The organism is Cupriavidus consociatus (assembly GCF_017814975.1).
In the GTDB taxonomy this organism is placed as follows: domain Bacteria; phylum Pseudomonadota; class Gammaproteobacteria; order Burkholderiales; family Burkholderiaceae; genus Cupriavidus; species Cupriavidus consociatus.
The window spans coordinates 141,052-156,871 of the sequence record NZ_JAGIQA010000005.1; the positions used below are offsets into that span (position 1 = coordinate 141,052).

Here is a 15,820-nt window from a genome sequence, read left to right on the forward strand (position 1 = left end):
CTCTTCGTCAGCCGCGGCCGGCGGGCACGTAGGCGCCGGCGCGGTGCAGTTCGCCCTCGGCCTGTTCGAGCGCGCGGATCGCACCCTTGCCCTTGCGCGCCAGCAACTGTTCGACCAGCGCCTCGACCATGGCCACGCCGGCCGTGATCGAGGGGAAGAACGACGGGCTCTCGACAGAAAACAGCAGCGTGCAGTCCGCTGCCAGCCCGATCGGCGACACGGTGCTGTCGGTCAGAGCGATCACCTTGCAGCCGCACTCGCGCGCGGCCGCTGCCACACGGATGCTTTCCTGCGAATACGGGGCGAAGCTGGCTACCACCACGGCATCCCTGGGCGCCAGCCCGCGCAGTTCCATTTCCAGCGTGCCGGCATCGGCGCGGATCAGCTGCACCGAGCTGCGGAACAGCCGGTAGACATAGTGGAAGGTGAACGCGATCGGGAAGCACGAGCGGAAGCCCGCCACGTGGACGTTCTGCGCGTGCGACAGCAACTCGGCCGCCTGCTGCAGCGTCTTGTCGTTGTTGGTCGCGATCAGGTCAAGGTTGTGGTGCTGCGCATCGAGCATCTCGCCCAGCATGCGGCTGGCGCTGCTTTCGCGCACCACCTTGCGCGCGCGCCGGGCATACGGCTGGCTGCCACCGCGCAGGGCATCGACAAAGAGTTCGCGCAGGCCCTGCCAGCCCTCGAAGCCAAGGTGCTGCGACAGCCGGACCAGCGTGGCGGGTTGCACGCCGGCGCTGGCGGCGATCTTGCGCATCGACAGCACCGGCACGTCCTGCGGGTGGTCGAGCAGGTAGCGTGCGCCGCTCTGGAACTGCGTGCTCAGCGTCGGGAAGCTGGCGCGCAGCAAGACCAGCAGCGCGTCGAGGTCTTGCAGCGGCGCCGGCGTGGGACCGGCATCGGGAGGTTGCGGCGGATGGGTGGGGCTGTCGGACGGCATGGACACTCCGGATTCGTGGTTGTAACGATTGTTGCACAGCTGCGCCCAGGCGGGCCGGCCGCCGCCTTGGATGGTGCGGTGCCAAAGTCGTCACATCAGCCGGTTAACGTCCGCGCGCCGGCAAAGCTGTACCCGGCGGTTCAGGACAGCTGCCAATTGTCGGATTGCCGCAACGCCGGCGCAGGGTCATCAGAATTTCCTTACCCACTTAAAGGGCGGTGACTTACACTCCGCGCCATAACCTCCGGAATTGGTCATCCGGAACATAATTGGTACGGAGCGCGAGCATGGGACATAGAAGCCCTGCAGTGCGACACGGCGGCTCGGTCAGGCCGCCGTTTCGGGTCAAGGGTCAAATCGGGGCAGGGACAGACACGGCGGGCGCCATGCCGGGCCGCGGCGCGCCCGCGCGCGGCTTTACGCTGGTCGAGCTGATGATCGCCGTGGCGATCATCGCCATCCTGGCCGCCATCGCCATCCCCAACTACAGCCGCTATGTGGTGCGATCGCACCGCGCCGCGATCGAGTCGTTCATGCTCGAAGTCTCCGGCGCGCAGGAGCGGTTTCTCGTCGACAACCGCACCTATGCCGCCAGCCTCGGCGCGCTCGGCATGTCGGTGCCGGCCGCCCAGAGCACGCGCTACAACGTCACCGTCACTCCCAACGGCGCGCTGCCACCGGGCTACAGCATTGTCGCCACGCCCACGGGCAGCCAGCTGAGCGCCGACAGCGGCTGCGGCACGCTGACGCTGACCAGCGCCGGCGCCAGGTCGGCGTCCGGCGGCGGCACCGACTGCTGGAACTGACCATGGCAGCCACCTACCGGATTCCCCAGCGGCAGCCGCGGCATGTGGCGCTGCGCGGCTTCACCCTGGTCGAACTGATGTGCACGCTGGCCGTGCTGGCAATCCTGGCAGTCGCCGCCGCGCCCTCGTTTGCGTCGCTGATGGCGGGGCAGCGCGTGCGCAGCGCCTCGCTCGACCTGAGCTCCGCGTTGCTGCTTGCGCGCAGCGAGGCGGTCAAGCGCAACACCACCGTGACGCTGGCGCCCGCCGGCGCGGCCTGGACCGCGGGCTGGTCCGTCAGCGCCGGCGCGGAGACAGTGCGCACCTTCGGGCCCTACGCCAGCCTCACCATTACCCCCAGCGCCGCCGGGGCATTGTCGGTCGGCAACGACGGCCGGCTTGCCGGCGCGGCGATGCGCTTCGAGCTGGCGCCCGCCAACGACACGACGGCCGCCCTGCGTGTGTGCGTGCAGGTCAGCGAGACCGGCCGCGTCGCCTCCGAAACGGGAGCCTGCACATGACCCGCATCCTTGACAGTGCTGCCCGTCGCCACGGGCAACGGCCTGCGCGCCTGCCGCGACGCGGCGCGCAGCGTGGCGTGCTGCTGATTGAAGTGCTGGTGGCGGTGGTGATCCTGCTTGCCGCGCTGCTGGGCACGGCGGGACTGGTGGCGCGCTCGGGCCAGAACGAGATGGAGTCCTACCAGCGCGTGCAGGCACTCGCGCTGCTGCAGGACATGGCCGCCCGCATCAATGCCAACCGCCAGGTGGCGCAGTGCTACGCCAATGGCGCCAACGGCGTGCGGCTGGGCACCGGCAGCGCTGCGCCGGCGGCCTGCACGCTGGGAACGGACGCGCAGAACGCCACCGCCAACGGCGACCTGCAGGCATGGAACACCGCGCTGCTGGGCAGTGCCGAGATGACGGCCGCGGCCAGCGGCGTGGCGGCGAGCGCGGTTGGCGCCATGATCGGCGCGCGCGGCTGCATCGACACCATCGATGCGGCCGCCAACGTCTACCGCATCACCGTCGCCTGGCAGGGCCTGGCCGCCACCGGCGCGCCCGCGCTCGGCTGCGGCCAGAACCAGTACGGCAACGAGTCCTACCGCCGCGCGGTCAGCACGCAGATCCGCATCGGCTCGCTGGGGACCGTGTCATGAAGCGTCTGCCTGCACGTCTCGCACAACGCCGCCTGCGCCAGCGCGGCGTATCGCTGGTCGAGCTGATGATTGGCATCACCATCGGCCTGCTGATGCTGACCGCGCTGGCCAGCCTGTACTACGCCAACAGCCTGTCGCGCACAGAATTCGTCAAGTCGGCCGAGCAGGTGGAGAACGGCCGCTATGCGCTGGAGCAGATCCGGCGCGAGGTGGAGCTGGCGGGGTTCTTCGGGGCGGGCAGCATTGCGCGGGGCGCCACGGTGGCTGGCCCGGCGCTGTGCGCGACGGACCCCGCGGCGCTCGGCTTCGCCGCCGGCGGCACCGTTCCGCTGCCCCTTGCAGGCTATGCGGCCGGCGTGGCGGCGCCCTGCCTGCCGGACCTTGCCGCCACCTCGGAGGTGCTGGTGGTGCGGCGCGTATCGACCACGCCGGTCGCGGCACCGACACCGGGCGTGCCTTACCTGCAGGTGTCGGCCTGCCCCAACGACAGCACCGCTTTTATCTTCGATGCGAGCGCGGCGGTGGCTTTTCCGCTGCGCACCAAGGCTTGCGATGCAGCGATACCGGCAGCGCTGCGCGAGGCGGTGGTGCGCGCGTTCTACCTCGCGCCATGCGACCGTTGCAGCAACGGCGGCGACGGCATCCCCACGCTGAAGATGGCCGAGCTGGTCAACGGCGCATTCCAGTCGCGTTCGCTGGCGCAAGGCATCCAGGACATGCACCTGGCTTACGGTGTGGATCTCGACAGCAATGGCTCCGCGGACTGCTATGTGGACGACCCCGGCGCCAACAATGCCGCAGCCTGCGCCATCGTGCCGGGCTACGACTGGACCAATGCGCTGGCCAACTGGAGCAATGTGACCACTGTGCGTGTGAACCTGCTGGCACGCACGCTGAGGACCTCCGGCGGCCAGGTGGACACCCGCACTTATGACCTGGGGCGCGCCGCCGCCAGCGGCCCGTTCAACGATGGCTTCAAGCGCCATGTCTACGCCCAGGTGGCGCGGCTGGTCAACGTGGCCGGACTGCGCGAGCAATGATGCGATACCGCGAAGGGCAAGCAATGACGAAGTTATCCGGCCGGCCGCTGCGCCGCAGGCAGACCGGGGTCACGCTGGTCGTGACGCTCGTGTTCATGGTGCTGTTCCTGCTGGTTGCCGTGGCGCTGGTCAATTCGGGCCTGGTCAACGTCAAGGTCGCGGCCAACCAGCAGCACACCGCCGAAGCGCGCGACGTCGCGCAGCAGTCGATCGAGCAGGTACTCTCCGACGACTTCACCAAGGCGCCGGCAGCCATCAGCGTGCCGGTGGATGTCAGCGGCGACGGCAAGGCCGACTACGTGGCCCAGGTGGCTAAGCCGGAATGCGTGGCAAGCAAGCCTATCAAGAACGTCGAGCTCGACCTGAAGGACCCCGACGATGTGTCGTGCATGATCGGCAGCGGCGTGCAGAACACCGGCATCGTCACGGCGGGCAACAACGCTGGCAACTCGCTGTGCAACGCCACCCAGTGGGACGTTTCCGCCACCGTCGACGACAGCGCCGGCACCGGCGCCGTGGCGACGGTCCACCAGGGCGTGGCTGTGCGCATGCCGACCGGTTCGGCCTGCCCCTGAGCGCATCGGCGTGCCACCCATTCACCATTGATCGCACAGGAACCCGGATGACGAGCCCAGCCCGCCGGAATCGGCGCCATGCCGCCTTCGCCGCAGTCCTGCTTGCCCTGGCCGGATGGCAGGGCGCGCATGCCGAAGACATCGACCTGTTCACCGGCCTGCAGAGCAATGCCGGCACCAAGCCCAATGTGTTGTTGCTGCTGGACAATGCGTCCACGTGGAATGCGGCCACAACCATCCGTGGCTGCGATGTCCCCAATGTGGTCAGCGCCAACAACGCGGGCACCGACGTCGGCGCGATCCAGTGCGCGCTGTACCGCGCGGTGAGCACGCTCGTGACCAACCCGCAGCTGTCCGGCAACATCAACATGGGGCTGATGATGTTCGGCACCGGCACCAACCCCGGCGGCAAGTTCCGCTATCCGTCGGCGGCGCCATACACCTTGCCGCTGATGGATACCGCCAACGGCGCGCAATTCCTGGAGTACATCAAGAGCATCGACCGCCAGGCCGACAACTCGAACAACTCCCAGGTGGGCGGGGGCATGCAGGAAGCCTGGGCGTTCTTCGGCGGCAGGAAGGGTTTGTCGGGCACGCAGTATGCGTCGCCGATCACCAACCCGTGCCAGAAGAACTTCGTCATCTACATCGCCAACGCGGTCAACAACGGCAAGCCGCAGGACACCGGCACCGAGGCCAAGGACGCGCTTGCCGCGGCGGGCGCGAGCACCAGGCAGATGACCCAGCTCAAGCTCGACACGACCGCCAACAAATACGAAAGCAACTGGGGCGACGAGTGGGCGCGGTTCATGTACGAAACCGACGTGAACGGCAATCTCGACAATAACCAGAACATCATCACCTATACCATTGCCGTCACGGACGGCAGGAATCCTGACTATGTCGAGTCGACCCGCAGCATGGCCGACAACGCCGGCGGCAAGCGCTACGTGGTCAGCCTGGGCGACGTGGATGCGCTGGTGCAGGCACTGCTGCAGATCTTCAACGAGATGCAGGCGGTCAACAACGTGTTCTCGTCGGTGAGCCTGCCGGTCAGCGTGAACGGGCAGGGCTCGTACCTGAACCAGATCTATATCGGCATGTTCCGGCCCGACGCCACCGCGGCGCCGCGCTGGATGGGCAACCTGAAGCAGTACAAGCTGGGCTACGACAACAAGAACCAGATCGTGGTGCTGGACGCCAACCCCAGCGGCCCCAACCAGCAGAGCGCGATCAGCAACGCCGGCACGGGCTTTATCTCGCCCAACGCCAAGAGTTTCTGGACCGCCGAGCCGCCACTGGGGTTCAGTGGTTCGAGCTATACCGGGAGCCAGGCAAGCGGCTGGCCTGCCAAGGGCTTTTGGGTCAACAGTCCGACCGGGGCCGCGGGCGCGCTGGATTCGGCCGACGGCGTGGCGGGTGTGGTCGGCGGCGACGGCGAGATTGTCGAGAAGGGTGGTGCCGGTGAAATGCTGCGCGCCCAGTTCACCACCGACCAGAGCGGGCGCAAGCTCTACACCTGCGCGTCGGGGGCATGCAGCGGCAAGACCCTGGCTTCGTTCGATACGTCCAATGGCTGGCTGACCGGCACCAGCGGGCAGGCCGCGCTCAACACCACGGTTGCCGACGTCAACAACCTGATCAATTGGGTGCGCGGCCGCGACGTGCGCGCGCTGAGCGAAAGCACGATCGCCGGCGCGGAGTTGCAGAAAGGTCCCGGCGGCAGCGTCACCGTGCGCGGCTCGGTGCATGGCGACGTGCTGCATTCGCGCCCGGTGGTGATCAACTATGGCGGCACGACCGGCGTGGTGGTGTTCTATGGCGCCAACGACGGCGTCTTCCATGCGGTCAATGGCAACCAGACCATCGGAATCGGTGGCGTGCGGCCGGGCGGGGAACTGTGGGGCTTCATCCCGCCGGAGTTCTATAGCAAGCTCGGCCGTCTCTACACCAATACGCCCGAAGTGCAGCTGAGTGGATCGCCCGCCGGTTCGGGCGCGAAGCCGCGCGACTATTTCTTCGATGGCACCACCACGGTGTTCCAGGACCTGCGCGACCCGGCCAAGCCGCGTGTGGTGATCTACCTGACCGCGCGCCGCGGCGGGCGCCTGACCTACGCGCTGGACGTAACCGACCCGATGGCGCCGGAATTCCTGTGGAAGGCCGACAGCACCAGCATCCCGGAACTGGGGCAGACCTGGTCGCAGCCGCGCGTGATCCGCGTCAAGGGCTATGCCAACCCGCTGGTAGTGATGGGCGCTGGCTATGATCCCGCGGAGGATGCCGAGCCTTCCCAGGGTGGCGGCAGTTCGGGGCAAGGGCGTGGCGTGATCGTGTTCGATGCCTTCGAGGGCAACGTGGTGCGCGCATGGCTGGCCGACTGCACCGGCCTGTCCGCGACGGTGTGCACGACGCCTGCCGGCATGAACCGCGCGATCCCGTCCGACGTGGCGGTGGTGGACCGCAACGGCGACGGGCTGGTAGACAAGGGCTATGTCGGCGACGTCGGCGGCAACGTCTGGCGGCTGGACTTCGAGACGGCGGCCGGCACCGGCTCGGCCGCATGGACGCTGCACAAGTTCGCGTCCCTGGGCGGCGCGCAGGGCACCAACGATGCGCGCAAGTTCATGTATCCGCCGGATGTCATCACCACCGGCACCTACGATGCGGTGATGATCGGCAGCGGCGACCGCGAGCATCCGCTGTACACCACCAGCACCACGCCGGGCCTGGCCTACAACGTCAGCAACCGCTTCTACATGCTGAAGGACACGACGCTCACCGGCGGGCTGCCGTCGACATGGACGGCGCTGACCGACGCCGATCTCTTCAACGCGACTTCGACCGCATACGCCGACACGACCGCCGGCAAGGGCTTCTACCTGGTGCTCGGCACCGGAGAGAAGGTGGTCAACGCGCCGCTGACCGTGGCCGGCTACACGTACTTCGGCACCAATCAGCCAAGTGTGCCCAAGTCGGGCGCGTGCTATCCGGATCTGGGCAAGGCGCGCGGCTATGCGGTCTCGTTCCTCACCGGCAAGGGCCTGAACAACGACCGCCATGTCGTGTTCAACAACGGTGGGCTGCCGCCGTCGCCGGTGTTCGGGGTGGTTGCCGTCACGGATTCGGCAGGCAATACCAGCAACGTGCCGGTGCTGATCGGCGGCGGCAACCAGACCGGTCCCGGCGGCGGCGACAATACCTCGTCGCTGGGCGCGCAGAAGATCTCGCCGCCGGGGATCGGCAAGCGCAAGCGCACTTACTGGTACACGCAGACCGACCGGAAGTGACCGGCCACGGCCGCGGCGCGCTTACCGGGGCGCCGCGGCCATCGTCGCGTCGCCTTCCTGCCACCACCCGCCCCCCAGCGCCTGCAGCAGCGCCGCCGAATCCGCCAGCCGGTCGGCGCGCGACTGCGCCAGGTCCAGTGAAGCCTGCCGCGCCTCGCGCTCGGCATCGAGCACGGCCAGCTGGCTGACACCGCCGAGCCGGTACTGTTCCGACACCACCGCCAGCGTGTCGCGCGCCTGGCGCGCATTGTCGGCGCGTTCGCGCAGCGTGGCGGCGTCGGCTTCGAGCGCGCGCAGGGAATCCGCCACGTTCTGCAAGCCTTGCAGCACGGCCTGCTGGTAGGCCGCCAGCGCCTGCTCGTACGCCGCTTCGGCGGCGCGCTTGCGGGCCTGCAGCTCGCCGCCGCGGAACACCGGCTGCACCAGTCCGGCCGCCAGGCTCCACACATTCAGGCTGCTGAACAGGTCGCGCGCCGCGGTGGCCTGGCTGCCGCCACTGGCGCTCAGCGTGACCTGCGGATAGAGGTTGGCGGTGGCCACGCCGATATCGGCGCTGGCCTGTTGCAGCAGCGCTTCGGCCGCGCGGATGTCGGGGCGGCGCCGCGCCAGCGTGGACGGCAGGCTGACCGGCAGGGTGTCGGGCAGGTGCAGCGCGTCCAGCGTGAATGCCGGCAACGACGCCGCCGCCGGGGTCTGGCCGGTGTAGACCGCGAGCTGGTGCCGGGTCGCTTCCAGCTGGCGCTGCAGGCCCGGCACCAGCGCCTGCGTCTGGGCGAGCTGTGCACGCTGGCGCTGCACGTCGACACGCGCGACGCCGCCGGTGCGCAGGCGTTCCTCGGCGATGCCGAGCTGCCGCCGCTGGGCTTCGGCCAGGGCCACCGTATCGGCCAGCTGCGCGCGCAGTCCGGCCTCGCGGATCGCCGCGGTGGCGACGTTCGCCGCCAGCGCCAGCCGTGCCGCTTCCAGCTCGTAGCGCTGGTAGTCGACCGCCGCCTGCAGCCCTTCCAGCTCGCGCCGCTGGCCGCCGAACAGGTCGAGCACGTATGACACCTGCACCGTGGCGCCATACAGCGTGAACGGTCCCGGGCTGGGGATCGACGTGATGCCCATCGACTGGAAATTGACCTGCTGGCGCGTGGTATCGATCTGGGCGTCGACCGCCGGCCAGCGCGTGGCGCCGGTGCGCGCGGCGAGGTTTTCCTGAGCCTCGCGCAGCCGCGCGCGCGCCTGCGCCAGCGTGGGGCTGGCGTCGAGCGCCATGCGGATGGTGGCGTCGAGCTCCGCGCTGCGGAACAGTGTCCACCATTGCGCCGGCACGTCGGCGCCGGCGGCCAGTGTCTGCGCGTGGGATTGCGCGTGGCGCTCGCCGCTGTCGGCCGCCACGGTGGCGACCGGTTGCGGGCCCGGCACGTAGCCGGCATCGTCGGTCGGCGCGGGGCTGCGGAAGTCCGGGCCGACGGCACAGCCGGCCAGCAGCGCGGCCGCGGCCACGGCCACAAAAGGAAGAAATCGGGTCATGGCAGCAATCCTTCAGTCCAGCGTGCGGCGGTAGAAGCGCACCGCGATCGTCATCACCACCACAATGAACAGCGCCATCGGCCAGACTTGCGGCCAGAGCTCGGCCCAGCCGCTGCCCTTGAGCAGGATGCCGCGCACCATGCGGTTGAAATACGTCATCGGCAGGATGTTGCCGATCGCCTGCGCCCAGCCGGGCATGCCTGCAAACGGGAACATGAAGCCCGACAGCAGGATGTTGGGCAGGAAATAGAAGAAGGTCAGCTGCATGGCCTGCAACTGGTTCTGCGCCAGCGACGACAGCGTGATGCCCACCGTCAGGTTGGCGGCGATAAACAGCAGCGAGGCCAGGTACACCGCCGTCACCGAGCCGACGAAGGGCACGTCGAAGACCCAGCGCGCGGCCAGCAGCACGATGGTCGACTGGATCAGCCCGATAAAGATGTAGGGCACGATCTTGCCGGTCATCACCTCCAGCGGCCGCACCGGCGTGGCCAGCAGGTTTTCCATGGTGCCGCGCTCGCGTTCGCGCGTCATCGCCAGCCCGGTCATCATCACCATGGTCATCGACAGGATCACGCCCATCAGGCCGGGGATGATGTTGTACTGGGTCAGGCCCTCGGGGTTGTACAGGCGCTGCACCTGCACGTCGAACGGCGCCTTGCCGCCCGCCAGCGGCGCCAGCGCGCCTTTCAGGTCATGCGTGCCGACGCTGAACGGCAGTTGCGGCAGCGCCGCGATTGCCTGGCCGGTGGCAGAGGGATCGGTGGCATCGGCCTCCACCAGCAGCGCGGGGCGTTCGCCGCGCAGCAGCTTGCGCGTGAAGTCGGGCGGGATGCTGAGCACGAACTGCACGTCGCCCTTCATCAGCGCCTGGCGTCCGGCGGCTTCGTCGGGCAGCGTCGCTACCACCTTGAAGTAGGTGGAGTTCTGCATGCTGGCGATAAAGGTGCGGGTGAATTCGCTCTGGTCGGCGGCGATCACCGCGGTCGGCAGGTGGCGCGGGTCGGTGTTGATGGCAAAGCCGAACAGCAGCAGCTGCATGATCGGCAGGCCGACGATCATGCCGAAGGTGACGCGGTCGCGGCGCAGCTGCAGGAATTCCTTCAGCACGATGCTCCACCAGCGCTGGAGCGAAAAGCGCGTGCCATTGGCGCGTGGCGTGCGGGGGAGGCGGGGGTTGCGGATTGCGGCGGCGTTCATGTCGGCTCCTTCGCCTTGCGCGTGCCCATGTTGTCTTCGGCCCGGCTCATCATGTGGATGAACACGTCTTCCAGGCTGGTCTCGGTCTGCGCCACGCGGCGCCCCGGTCCCGCCAGGCGTTCAAGCGTGGCGGCCAGCGCCTGCGCATCGCGGCCGGTGACGTGCAGCGCGGTGCCGAATGCCACGGTCTGCTCCACGCCGGGCGCACCCTGCAACTGCTCCGACAGCGTGGCGAGGTCGTCGCCTTCGACGCTCCATGTCGACAGGTGCTGGCTGGCCACGACCTCGTCGGCGGTGCCTTGCGCGAGCAGCTTGCCATAGGCGATGTAGGCGAGCTTGTGGCAGCGCTCTGCCTCGTCCATGTAGTGCGTGCTGACCAGCACCGAGATGCCGCGCGCGGCAAGCAGGTGCAGCTGCTCCCAGAAATCGCGCCGCGCCTTGGGGTCGACACCGGCGGTGGGTTCGTCGAGCAGCAGCAGCTCCGGTTCGTGCAGCAGGCAGGCCGCCAGCGCCAGCCGTTGCTTCCAGCCGCCTGACAACGACCCCGCCAGTTGTGCCGAACGCGTGGCCAGGCCGAGGTCTTCGAGCGCGCGGTCGACGGCATTGCGCCGGTCCGGCATGCCGTACACGCGCGCGACGAAGTCAAGGTTCTCGCGGATCGACAGGTCGTCCCAGTACGAGAACTTCTGCGTCATGTAGCCGACGCGGCGCTTGATTTCGTCGGACTCGGTCAGGATGTCGAAACCCAGGCAAGTGCCTGCGCCCGAATCCGGCGTCAGCAGGCCGCACATCATGCGGATGGAGGTGGTCTTGCCGCTGCCGTTGGGGCCGAGGAAGCCGAAGATCTCGCCGCGCGCGACCTGCATGCTGAGGTCGTTGACCACGTGCTTGTCGCCGAAGTGCTTGTTCAGTCCGCGCACGTCGATGGCGAGCCCGTGCGCGGCGCCGTTGGCGTTGGCATTGGTGTTCGTGTTCGAGTTCATTGCCGCACCACCTCGACGGGCTGGCCGGGCCGCAACTTGACGGCATCGGCGGCGGACGGGCGCGCTTCCACCAGGAACACCAGCTTGTTGCGGGTCTCGTTGCTGTAGATCACCGGCGGCGTGAATTCGGCTTCGTTGGCGACATAGGTGATGCTGGCCGCCACCGGCGCGGCGCAGCCATCGCAGCGCACCTGCACCGCCTGGCCATTGCGCAGCGCGCCGACCACGGCCTCGGGCACGTAGAAGCGCACCTTGACGTTGCCCGGGGGCAGCATGCGCACCACCGGGCTGCCGGCGGGCACCCATTCGCCGAGGCGATAGGGCGTGTCGTAGACCAGACCGGCCTGCGTGGCGGCCACGGTCTTGCGCGACAGCTTCCAGTCCGCCTGCGCCAGCGCGGCGCGCGCCGCGGCCACTTGCGCGGCCTGCGCCGCCTGTTGCGCATCGCGGCCCGGCAGCCGTGCGACGTCGATATCGCGCTGCAGCTCGCGCACGCGCGCCGCATCGCTGCGGGCCTGGGCGCGCGATTCGTCGAGCTGCGCCTGTGCAATGCCGCCGATCTCGAACTGGCGCTCGTCGCGCCGCAGCGCGGCGGCGCTGCGTTGCGCCTGGGCCTGAGCCTGCGCCAGCTGGGCGCGGCTCACGTCGACCTCGACCGGGCGCTTGCCGGTCTTCATGTCCTGCAGCTGCGCTTCGGCGGCGCGCAGCTGGTCTTCGGCCTGCTGGCGCGCGGCACGTTCGTCGTCGGATTCGAGCACGAACAGCGCGGCGCCCTGCGCGACCTGCTGGCCGCGCTGCACGGAGAGCGTGTCGAGGCGGCCGGCAAAGGGCGAGGCGACGCTGACGAACTCGCCTTCGATATAGCCTTGCCAGCTGTCGGTGCCGGACTTGCTGCAGCCTGCAGCCAGCAGCGCGGCGCCGAGCAGCGCAGCGATGGGGAGCGCGCGCGGCAGCGCGGGAAGGGGGAAAGCAGCGGTGGGAACAGCGGTGTTCATGCAGCGGACTCCGGGGAATGCCTGGGCGCACGGCCCTTCTTTTTCGATGCGGTTGCAGGGGAGGTTTCGGCGCGGGCAGTCGGCGCGGGGGCCAGGCCGTGCGTGAGCAGCGCCGAGACATGGCGCACCAGCGCCTCGGTATCGACCGCTTCGGCACCTGGCAGCCGGCCCCAGATATGCGTGGTGGCCAGCGGCAGCAGCGTCAGCCCGACCAGCGACGGCATCACCAGCGCAGGCTCCAGCCCGCGGTTCAGCTGCCCGTTGGCGATCGCCGCCGCCAGCGGCGCCATCATGGCTCCGGCACGCTGCAGCGCGAACCGGTTCAGCACGCGCTCGCGCAGCGCGCCGTCGTCGCTGGCGACCTCACGGATCCACAGCCCGGGAAACCAGGGCGTATCGGCCGCGGTGCGCACCAGGCGGGTGGCGATGCCGACCAGCATCGCCAATGGCTCCGGTTCCTGCGGGCCGGTGGCGAAGAACTGTGCCACCAGCGGCTGCACCTTTTCCTCGATCACGGCATCGAGCAGCTGTTCGCGGTCGCTGAAGTAGTAGTGGACCAGCGCGGGCGTGACGCCTGCCTGCACGGCGATGGCCTTGACCGGCGTGCCGGCGACGCCTTGGCGCGAGAACAGGTCGGTGGCGGCATCGAGGATGCGCTCGCGCTGGCCGGGTTGGCCCGCCGCAGGACGGCCGGGTGTGCGGCGCTCAGGGGGCTTGGGAGTAGCGGGTTTGCGTGGCATGGGTATTTGCCGGAAGCTGTATCGACTCAATATTAATTTTTACGTTAATTAATTCAAGTCCGGTTACAACGTCGGCATTTCCGCACCTGGCTTGCGGTGGACATGTCATATGGCCTTGGATATGCTGCACGCGCAGCTCCCGCCACATCGTCCGCCAGTCCCTTTGCCCATGCTGTTTTCGCCACTTGCCGCCGGGTACCCGCGCGCCCGACGACGTTTCCGCCGCGCGCTGGCCGCGCTGGCTTGTTGCGCCTGCTTGCCCGCCACCGCGCAGCAGGCAACTGCTGAGGACGACGCCGCCGACACGGAAAGCCCGTTCGCCTTTCATGGCCAGAGCACCTATATCTGGCAGCGCAAGCCGGCCTTCGGTGCCGCTTACTCGGGCCCGAACAGCCTCGGCACCGAGCGCGCGAAAAGCTACTCGTTCACCGCCACGCTCGACCTCGGCTTGCGGCTGTGGCAGGGCGCCGAGTTCCACTTCAACCCGGAAGTCGCGCAGGGCGTGCCGTTCTCGGGGCTGCACGGCGTGGGCGGCCTGTCGAACGGCGAGCTGGCGAAGGGCGCGAGCACCAGCCCGGTGTTCTACCGCGCGCGCGCGTTTATCCGGCAGAACTGGGGCCTGGGCGGCCCCACCGAGACGCTGGAGGCCGACTTCAACCAGTTCGCCCGCACGGTGGACCAGCGCCGCCTGGTGCTGACCGCCGGCAACTTCGGCGTGCTCGACGTCTTCGACCAGAACGAATTCGGCTCTGACCCGCGCACGCAATTCATGAACTGGTCGTTCCTGACGCACGGCGCCTTCGACTATGCAGCGGATTCGCGCGGCTATACCTGGGGCGTGTCGCTGGAGTACATCGGCGATGGCTGGTCGGCGCGCATCGGGCGCTTCCTGCAGCCGCTGGAATCGAACGGGCTGGAGCTCGATACGCGCGTGTTCGAGCACTACGGCGACATCATCGAACTGGAGAAGCGCTACCAGCTTGCGGGCCGGCCCGGCACAGCGCGGCTGCTGCTGTTCCGCAACAAGGCGCGCATGGGCGCGTTCAGCGATGCGATCCAGTTCGGCATCGCCAACAACACCACGCCAGACGTGGCCGAGGTGCGGCGCGAGCATGCCAAGACCGGCGTCGGCGTGACGCTGCTGCAGGAGGTGACGGATTCGCTGGGGGTGTTCGCGCGCGCCAGCCTGTCGGACGACAAGACCGAGACCTATGCCTTTACCGAGATCGGCAGGCAGGTGTCAGCAGGCGGCGTGCTGAAGGGGGATGCGTGGGGACGTGCCCGCGATGCGCTGGGCGTGGCCGTGGCGATCAATATGCTGGGTAGCCAGCATCGCAGCTACCTTGCTGCAGGCGGGCAGGGCGCATTTCTTGGCGACGGCGCGCTGCGCTATGGGCCCGAGCAGATCCTGGAGATCTACTACAGCTTCCAGCCGGTGAAGTACCTGAGCATCAGCCCGGACTTACAACTTGTGCGCAATCCCGGGTACAACCGGGATCGCGGGCCGGTGAAGTTCTATGGGGTGAGGTTTCACGGGGAGTTTTGAAGCGCGTCGGCATTCGGTGATGCCGTTTCAAATCCCGCGGGCCGGTCCCCTCTCCCGCTTGCGGGAGAGGGTTAGGGAGAGGGCCAGAGCGTCGCGGGCTGACAGCGCTTGTCGCGAGGCACGCGCCTGCCCTCACCCCCGGCCCCTCTCCCGCAGGCGGGAGAGGGGAGCAAACCGGCAGGGATTGATGACGCCCTACTGCCGTGCGTTGCGCTTGTTATCCGGCCAGGCTGTATTGAAGTTCGTCCGGAACGGATTGATATCCAGCCCTCCACGCCGCGTATAGCGCGCATACACCGCCAGCTTCACCGGTTTGCACTGCCGCAGCACGTCCATGAAGATCCGCTCGACGCATTGTTCATGGAACTCGTTGTGGTTGCGGAACGAGATCAGGTACTTGAGCAGCGCTTCCTGGTTGATCGGCGCGCCGACGTAGCGGATCTGCACGCTGCCCCAGTCGGGCTGGCCCGTGACCAGGCAGTTGGACTTGAGCAGGTGCGACACCAGCGTTTCTTCCACCGGTGTTTCGTCCTGGTCGGCAAATAGCAGTTCCGGCGCGGGCTCGTAGCGGTCGACTTCGATGTCGAGCCGGTCCAGGAGCAGGCCATCGAGTTCGCCCATCTGCTGCTTGCCGAGATCCGCCTCGGTGACCAGCCGCACCTGCACCGTGCCGCCGGCGGCTTCGGACAGGTCGTGGTGCAGCAGTTGCTGCAGCGCTTCGGGCGAAGCGATCCTGGTCTGGTTGAACGAGTTCAGGTACAGCTTGAACGACTTGGACTCGACGATGTTGGGCGTGTCCGACGGAATGATGAAGGTAGCCAGCGCCACCTGCGGCTTGCCCTTCAGGTTCAGCCACGACAGCTCGTACGCGTTCCAGATGTCGACGCCGAAGAACGGCACCGGCTTGCCTTCGGGCAGGCCGATCTCGGTGCGCTTGGGCTGGCGCGGGATCGGGAACAGCAGCGAGGCGTCGTACTCGGTCTTGTAGGCCGAGGGCTTGCCCAGCGGCGAGTGTTCGGGGAGGCTCATGGGGCGCTCAGCAGAAATCG

14 protein-coding genes are annotated in these 15,820 nt (G+C 68.3%); 7 read left to right on the forward strand and 7 right to left on the reverse strand.

The features are described 5' to 3' along the window. Window positions 1-7 precede the first annotated feature (7 nt). The gene (locus J8I82_RS09050) at window positions 8-940 is read right to left on the reverse strand and encodes a MurR/RpiR family transcriptional regulator (protein WP_209756471.1); all 933 of its coding nucleotides are present in this window, start codon (window positions 938-940) and stop codon (window positions 8-10) included. A 287-nt stretch (window positions 941-1,227) separates the two neighbouring features. Here J8I82_RS09050 and J8I82_RS09055 point away from each other — a divergent pair, with 287 nt between their 5' ends. The 6 genes from J8I82_RS09055 to J8I82_RS09080 are packed head-to-tail and all read left to right on the forward strand — an operon-like array spanning window position 1,228 to window position 7,789. Next, window positions 1,228-1,746, forward strand: coding sequence for a type IV pilin protein (locus J8I82_RS09055; RefSeq protein ID WP_280906369.1), 519 nt, complete (start codon window positions 1,228-1,230; stop codon window positions 1,744-1,746). A 2-nt stretch (window positions 1,747-1,748) separates the two neighbouring features. Further along, window positions 1,749-2,246: a GspH/FimT family pseudopilin gene (locus J8I82_RS09060; RefSeq protein ID WP_209756473.1), complete on the forward strand. Its 498-nt coding sequence runs from the start codon at window positions 1,749-1,751 to the stop codon at window positions 2,244-2,246. Next, complete coding sequence (locus J8I82_RS09065) at window positions 2,243-2,884, forward strand: type IV pilus modification PilV family protein (protein WP_209756475.1); 642 nt, start codon at window positions 2,243-2,245, stop codon at window positions 2,882-2,884. The genes J8I82_RS09060 and J8I82_RS09065 overlap by 4 nt, the downstream gene beginning before the upstream one ends. Continuing rightward, entirely contained in the window at window positions 2,881-3,924 is a 1,044-nt protein-coding gene (locus J8I82_RS09070) for a PilW family protein (protein WP_209756477.1), read from the forward strand. Before J8I82_RS09065 ends, J8I82_RS09070 begins: the two co-directional genes overlap by 4 nt. 23 nt (window positions 3,925-3,947) lie before the next feature. Beyond that, on the forward strand, window positions 3,948-4,499 hold the full coding sequence (locus tag J8I82_RS09075) for a pilus assembly PilX family protein (RefSeq protein WP_209756479.1): 552 nt from the start codon (window positions 3,948-3,950) through the stop codon (window positions 4,497-4,499). Window positions 4,500-4,546: 47 nt separating this feature from the next. After that, window positions 4,547-7,789, forward strand: a complete 3,243-nt coding sequence (locus tag J8I82_RS09080; RefSeq protein WP_209756481.1) for a pilus assembly protein — start codon at window positions 4,547-4,549, stop codon at window positions 7,787-7,789. Window positions 7,790-7,810: 21 nt separating this feature from the next. Here J8I82_RS09080 and J8I82_RS09085 read toward each other — a convergent pair whose 3' ends face one another. The 5 genes from J8I82_RS09085 to J8I82_RS09105 are packed head-to-tail and all read right to left on the reverse strand — an operon-like array spanning window position 7,811 to window position 13,225. After that, window positions 7,811-9,307, reverse strand: coding sequence for an efflux transporter outer membrane subunit (locus tag J8I82_RS09085; protein ID WP_209756483.1), 1,497 nt, complete (start codon window positions 9,305-9,307; stop codon window positions 7,811-7,813). A 12-nt stretch (window positions 9,308-9,319) separates the two neighbouring features. Beyond that, window positions 9,320-10,507, reverse strand: a complete 1,188-nt coding sequence (locus J8I82_RS09090) for an ABC transporter permease (protein ID WP_209756485.1) — start codon at window positions 10,505-10,507, stop codon at window positions 9,320-9,322. Continuing rightward, window positions 10,504-11,490, reverse strand: a complete 987-nt coding sequence (locus J8I82_RS09095; RefSeq protein ID WP_209756487.1) for an ABC transporter ATP-binding protein — start codon at window positions 11,488-11,490, stop codon at window positions 10,504-10,506. The genes J8I82_RS09090 and J8I82_RS09095 overlap by 4 nt, the downstream gene beginning before the upstream one ends. After that, on the reverse strand, window positions 11,487-12,485 hold the full coding sequence (locus J8I82_RS09100; protein ID WP_209756489.1) for an HlyD family secretion protein: 999 nt from the start codon (window positions 12,483-12,485) through the stop codon (window positions 11,487-11,489). Before J8I82_RS09100 ends, J8I82_RS09095 begins: the two co-directional genes overlap by 4 nt. Beyond that, window positions 12,482-13,225 carry a TetR/AcrR family transcriptional regulator gene (locus J8I82_RS09105; protein ID WP_209756499.1) on the reverse strand — a complete coding sequence of 248 codons (744 nt, stop codon included), beginning with the start codon at window positions 13,223-13,225 and terminating at the stop codon, window positions 12,482-12,484. The genes J8I82_RS09100 and J8I82_RS09105 overlap by 4 nt, the downstream gene beginning before the upstream one ends. 169 nt (window positions 13,226-13,394) lie before the next feature. Here J8I82_RS09105 and J8I82_RS09110 point away from each other — a divergent pair, with 169 nt between their 5' ends. Beyond that, on the forward strand, window positions 13,395-14,771 hold the full coding sequence (locus tag J8I82_RS09110; RefSeq protein ID WP_209756501.1) for a carbohydrate porin: 1,377 nt from the start codon (window positions 13,395-13,397) through the stop codon (window positions 14,769-14,771). Between the two features lie 195 nt (window positions 14,772-14,966). Here J8I82_RS09110 and queF read toward each other — a convergent pair whose 3' ends face one another. Beyond that, the gene (gene queF, locus J8I82_RS09115) at window positions 14,967-15,800 is read right to left on the reverse strand and encodes an NADPH-dependent 7-cyano-7-deazaguanine reductase QueF (protein ID WP_209756504.1); all 834 of its coding nucleotides are present in this window, start codon (window positions 15,798-15,800) and stop codon (window positions 14,967-14,969) included. Window positions 15,801-15,820 lie beyond the last annotated feature (20 nt).

Coding starts and splice junctions, on each gene's coding strand:
- J8I82_RS09080 (WP_209756481.1), top strand. CDS start 4,547: ATGACGAGCCCAGCCCGCCGGAATCGGCGCCATGCCGCCTTCGCCGCA.
- queF (WP_209756504.1), bottom strand. CDS start 15,800: ATGAGCCTCCCCGAACACTCGCCGCTGGGCAAGCCCTCGGCCTACAAG.
- J8I82_RS09060 (WP_209756473.1), top strand. CDS start 1,749: ATGGCAGCCACCTACCGGATTCCCCAGCGGCAGCCGCGGCATGTGGCG.
- J8I82_RS09105 (WP_209756499.1), bottom strand. CDS start 13,225: ATGCCACGCAAACCCGCTACTCCCAAGCCCCCTGAGCGCCGCACACCC.
- J8I82_RS09085 (WP_209756483.1), bottom strand. CDS start 9,307: ATGACCCGATTTCTTCCTTTTGTGGCCGTGGCCGCGGCCGCGCTGCTG.
- J8I82_RS09055 (WP_280906369.1), top strand. CDS start 1,228: ATGGGACATAGAAGCCCTGCAGTGCGACACGGCGGCTCGGTCAGGCCG.
- J8I82_RS09050 (WP_209756471.1), bottom strand. CDS start 940: ATGCCGTCCGACAGCCCCACCCATCCGCCGCAACCTCCCGATGCCGGT.
- J8I82_RS09065 (WP_209756475.1), top strand. CDS start 2,243: ATGACCCGCATCCTTGACAGTGCTGCCCGTCGCCACGGGCAACGGCCT.
- J8I82_RS09075 (WP_209756479.1), top strand. CDS start 3,948: ATGACGAAGTTATCCGGCCGGCCGCTGCGCCGCAGGCAGACCGGGGTC.
- J8I82_RS09070 (WP_209756477.1), top strand. CDS start 2,881: ATGAAGCGTCTGCCTGCACGTCTCGCACAACGCCGCCTGCGCCAGCGC.
- J8I82_RS09100 (WP_209756489.1), bottom strand. CDS start 12,485: ATGAACACCGCTGTTCCCACCGCTGCTTTCCCCCTTCCCGCGCTGCCG.
- J8I82_RS09090 (WP_209756485.1), bottom strand. CDS start 10,507: ATGAACGCCGCCGCAATCCGCAACCCCCGCCTCCCCCGCACGCCACGC.
- J8I82_RS09095 (WP_209756487.1), bottom strand. CDS start 11,490: ATGAACTCGAACACGAACACCAATGCCAACGCCAACGGCGCCGCGCAC.
- J8I82_RS09110 (WP_209756501.1), top strand. CDS start 13,395: ATGCTGTTTTCGCCACTTGCCGCCGGGTACCCGCGCGCCCGACGACGT.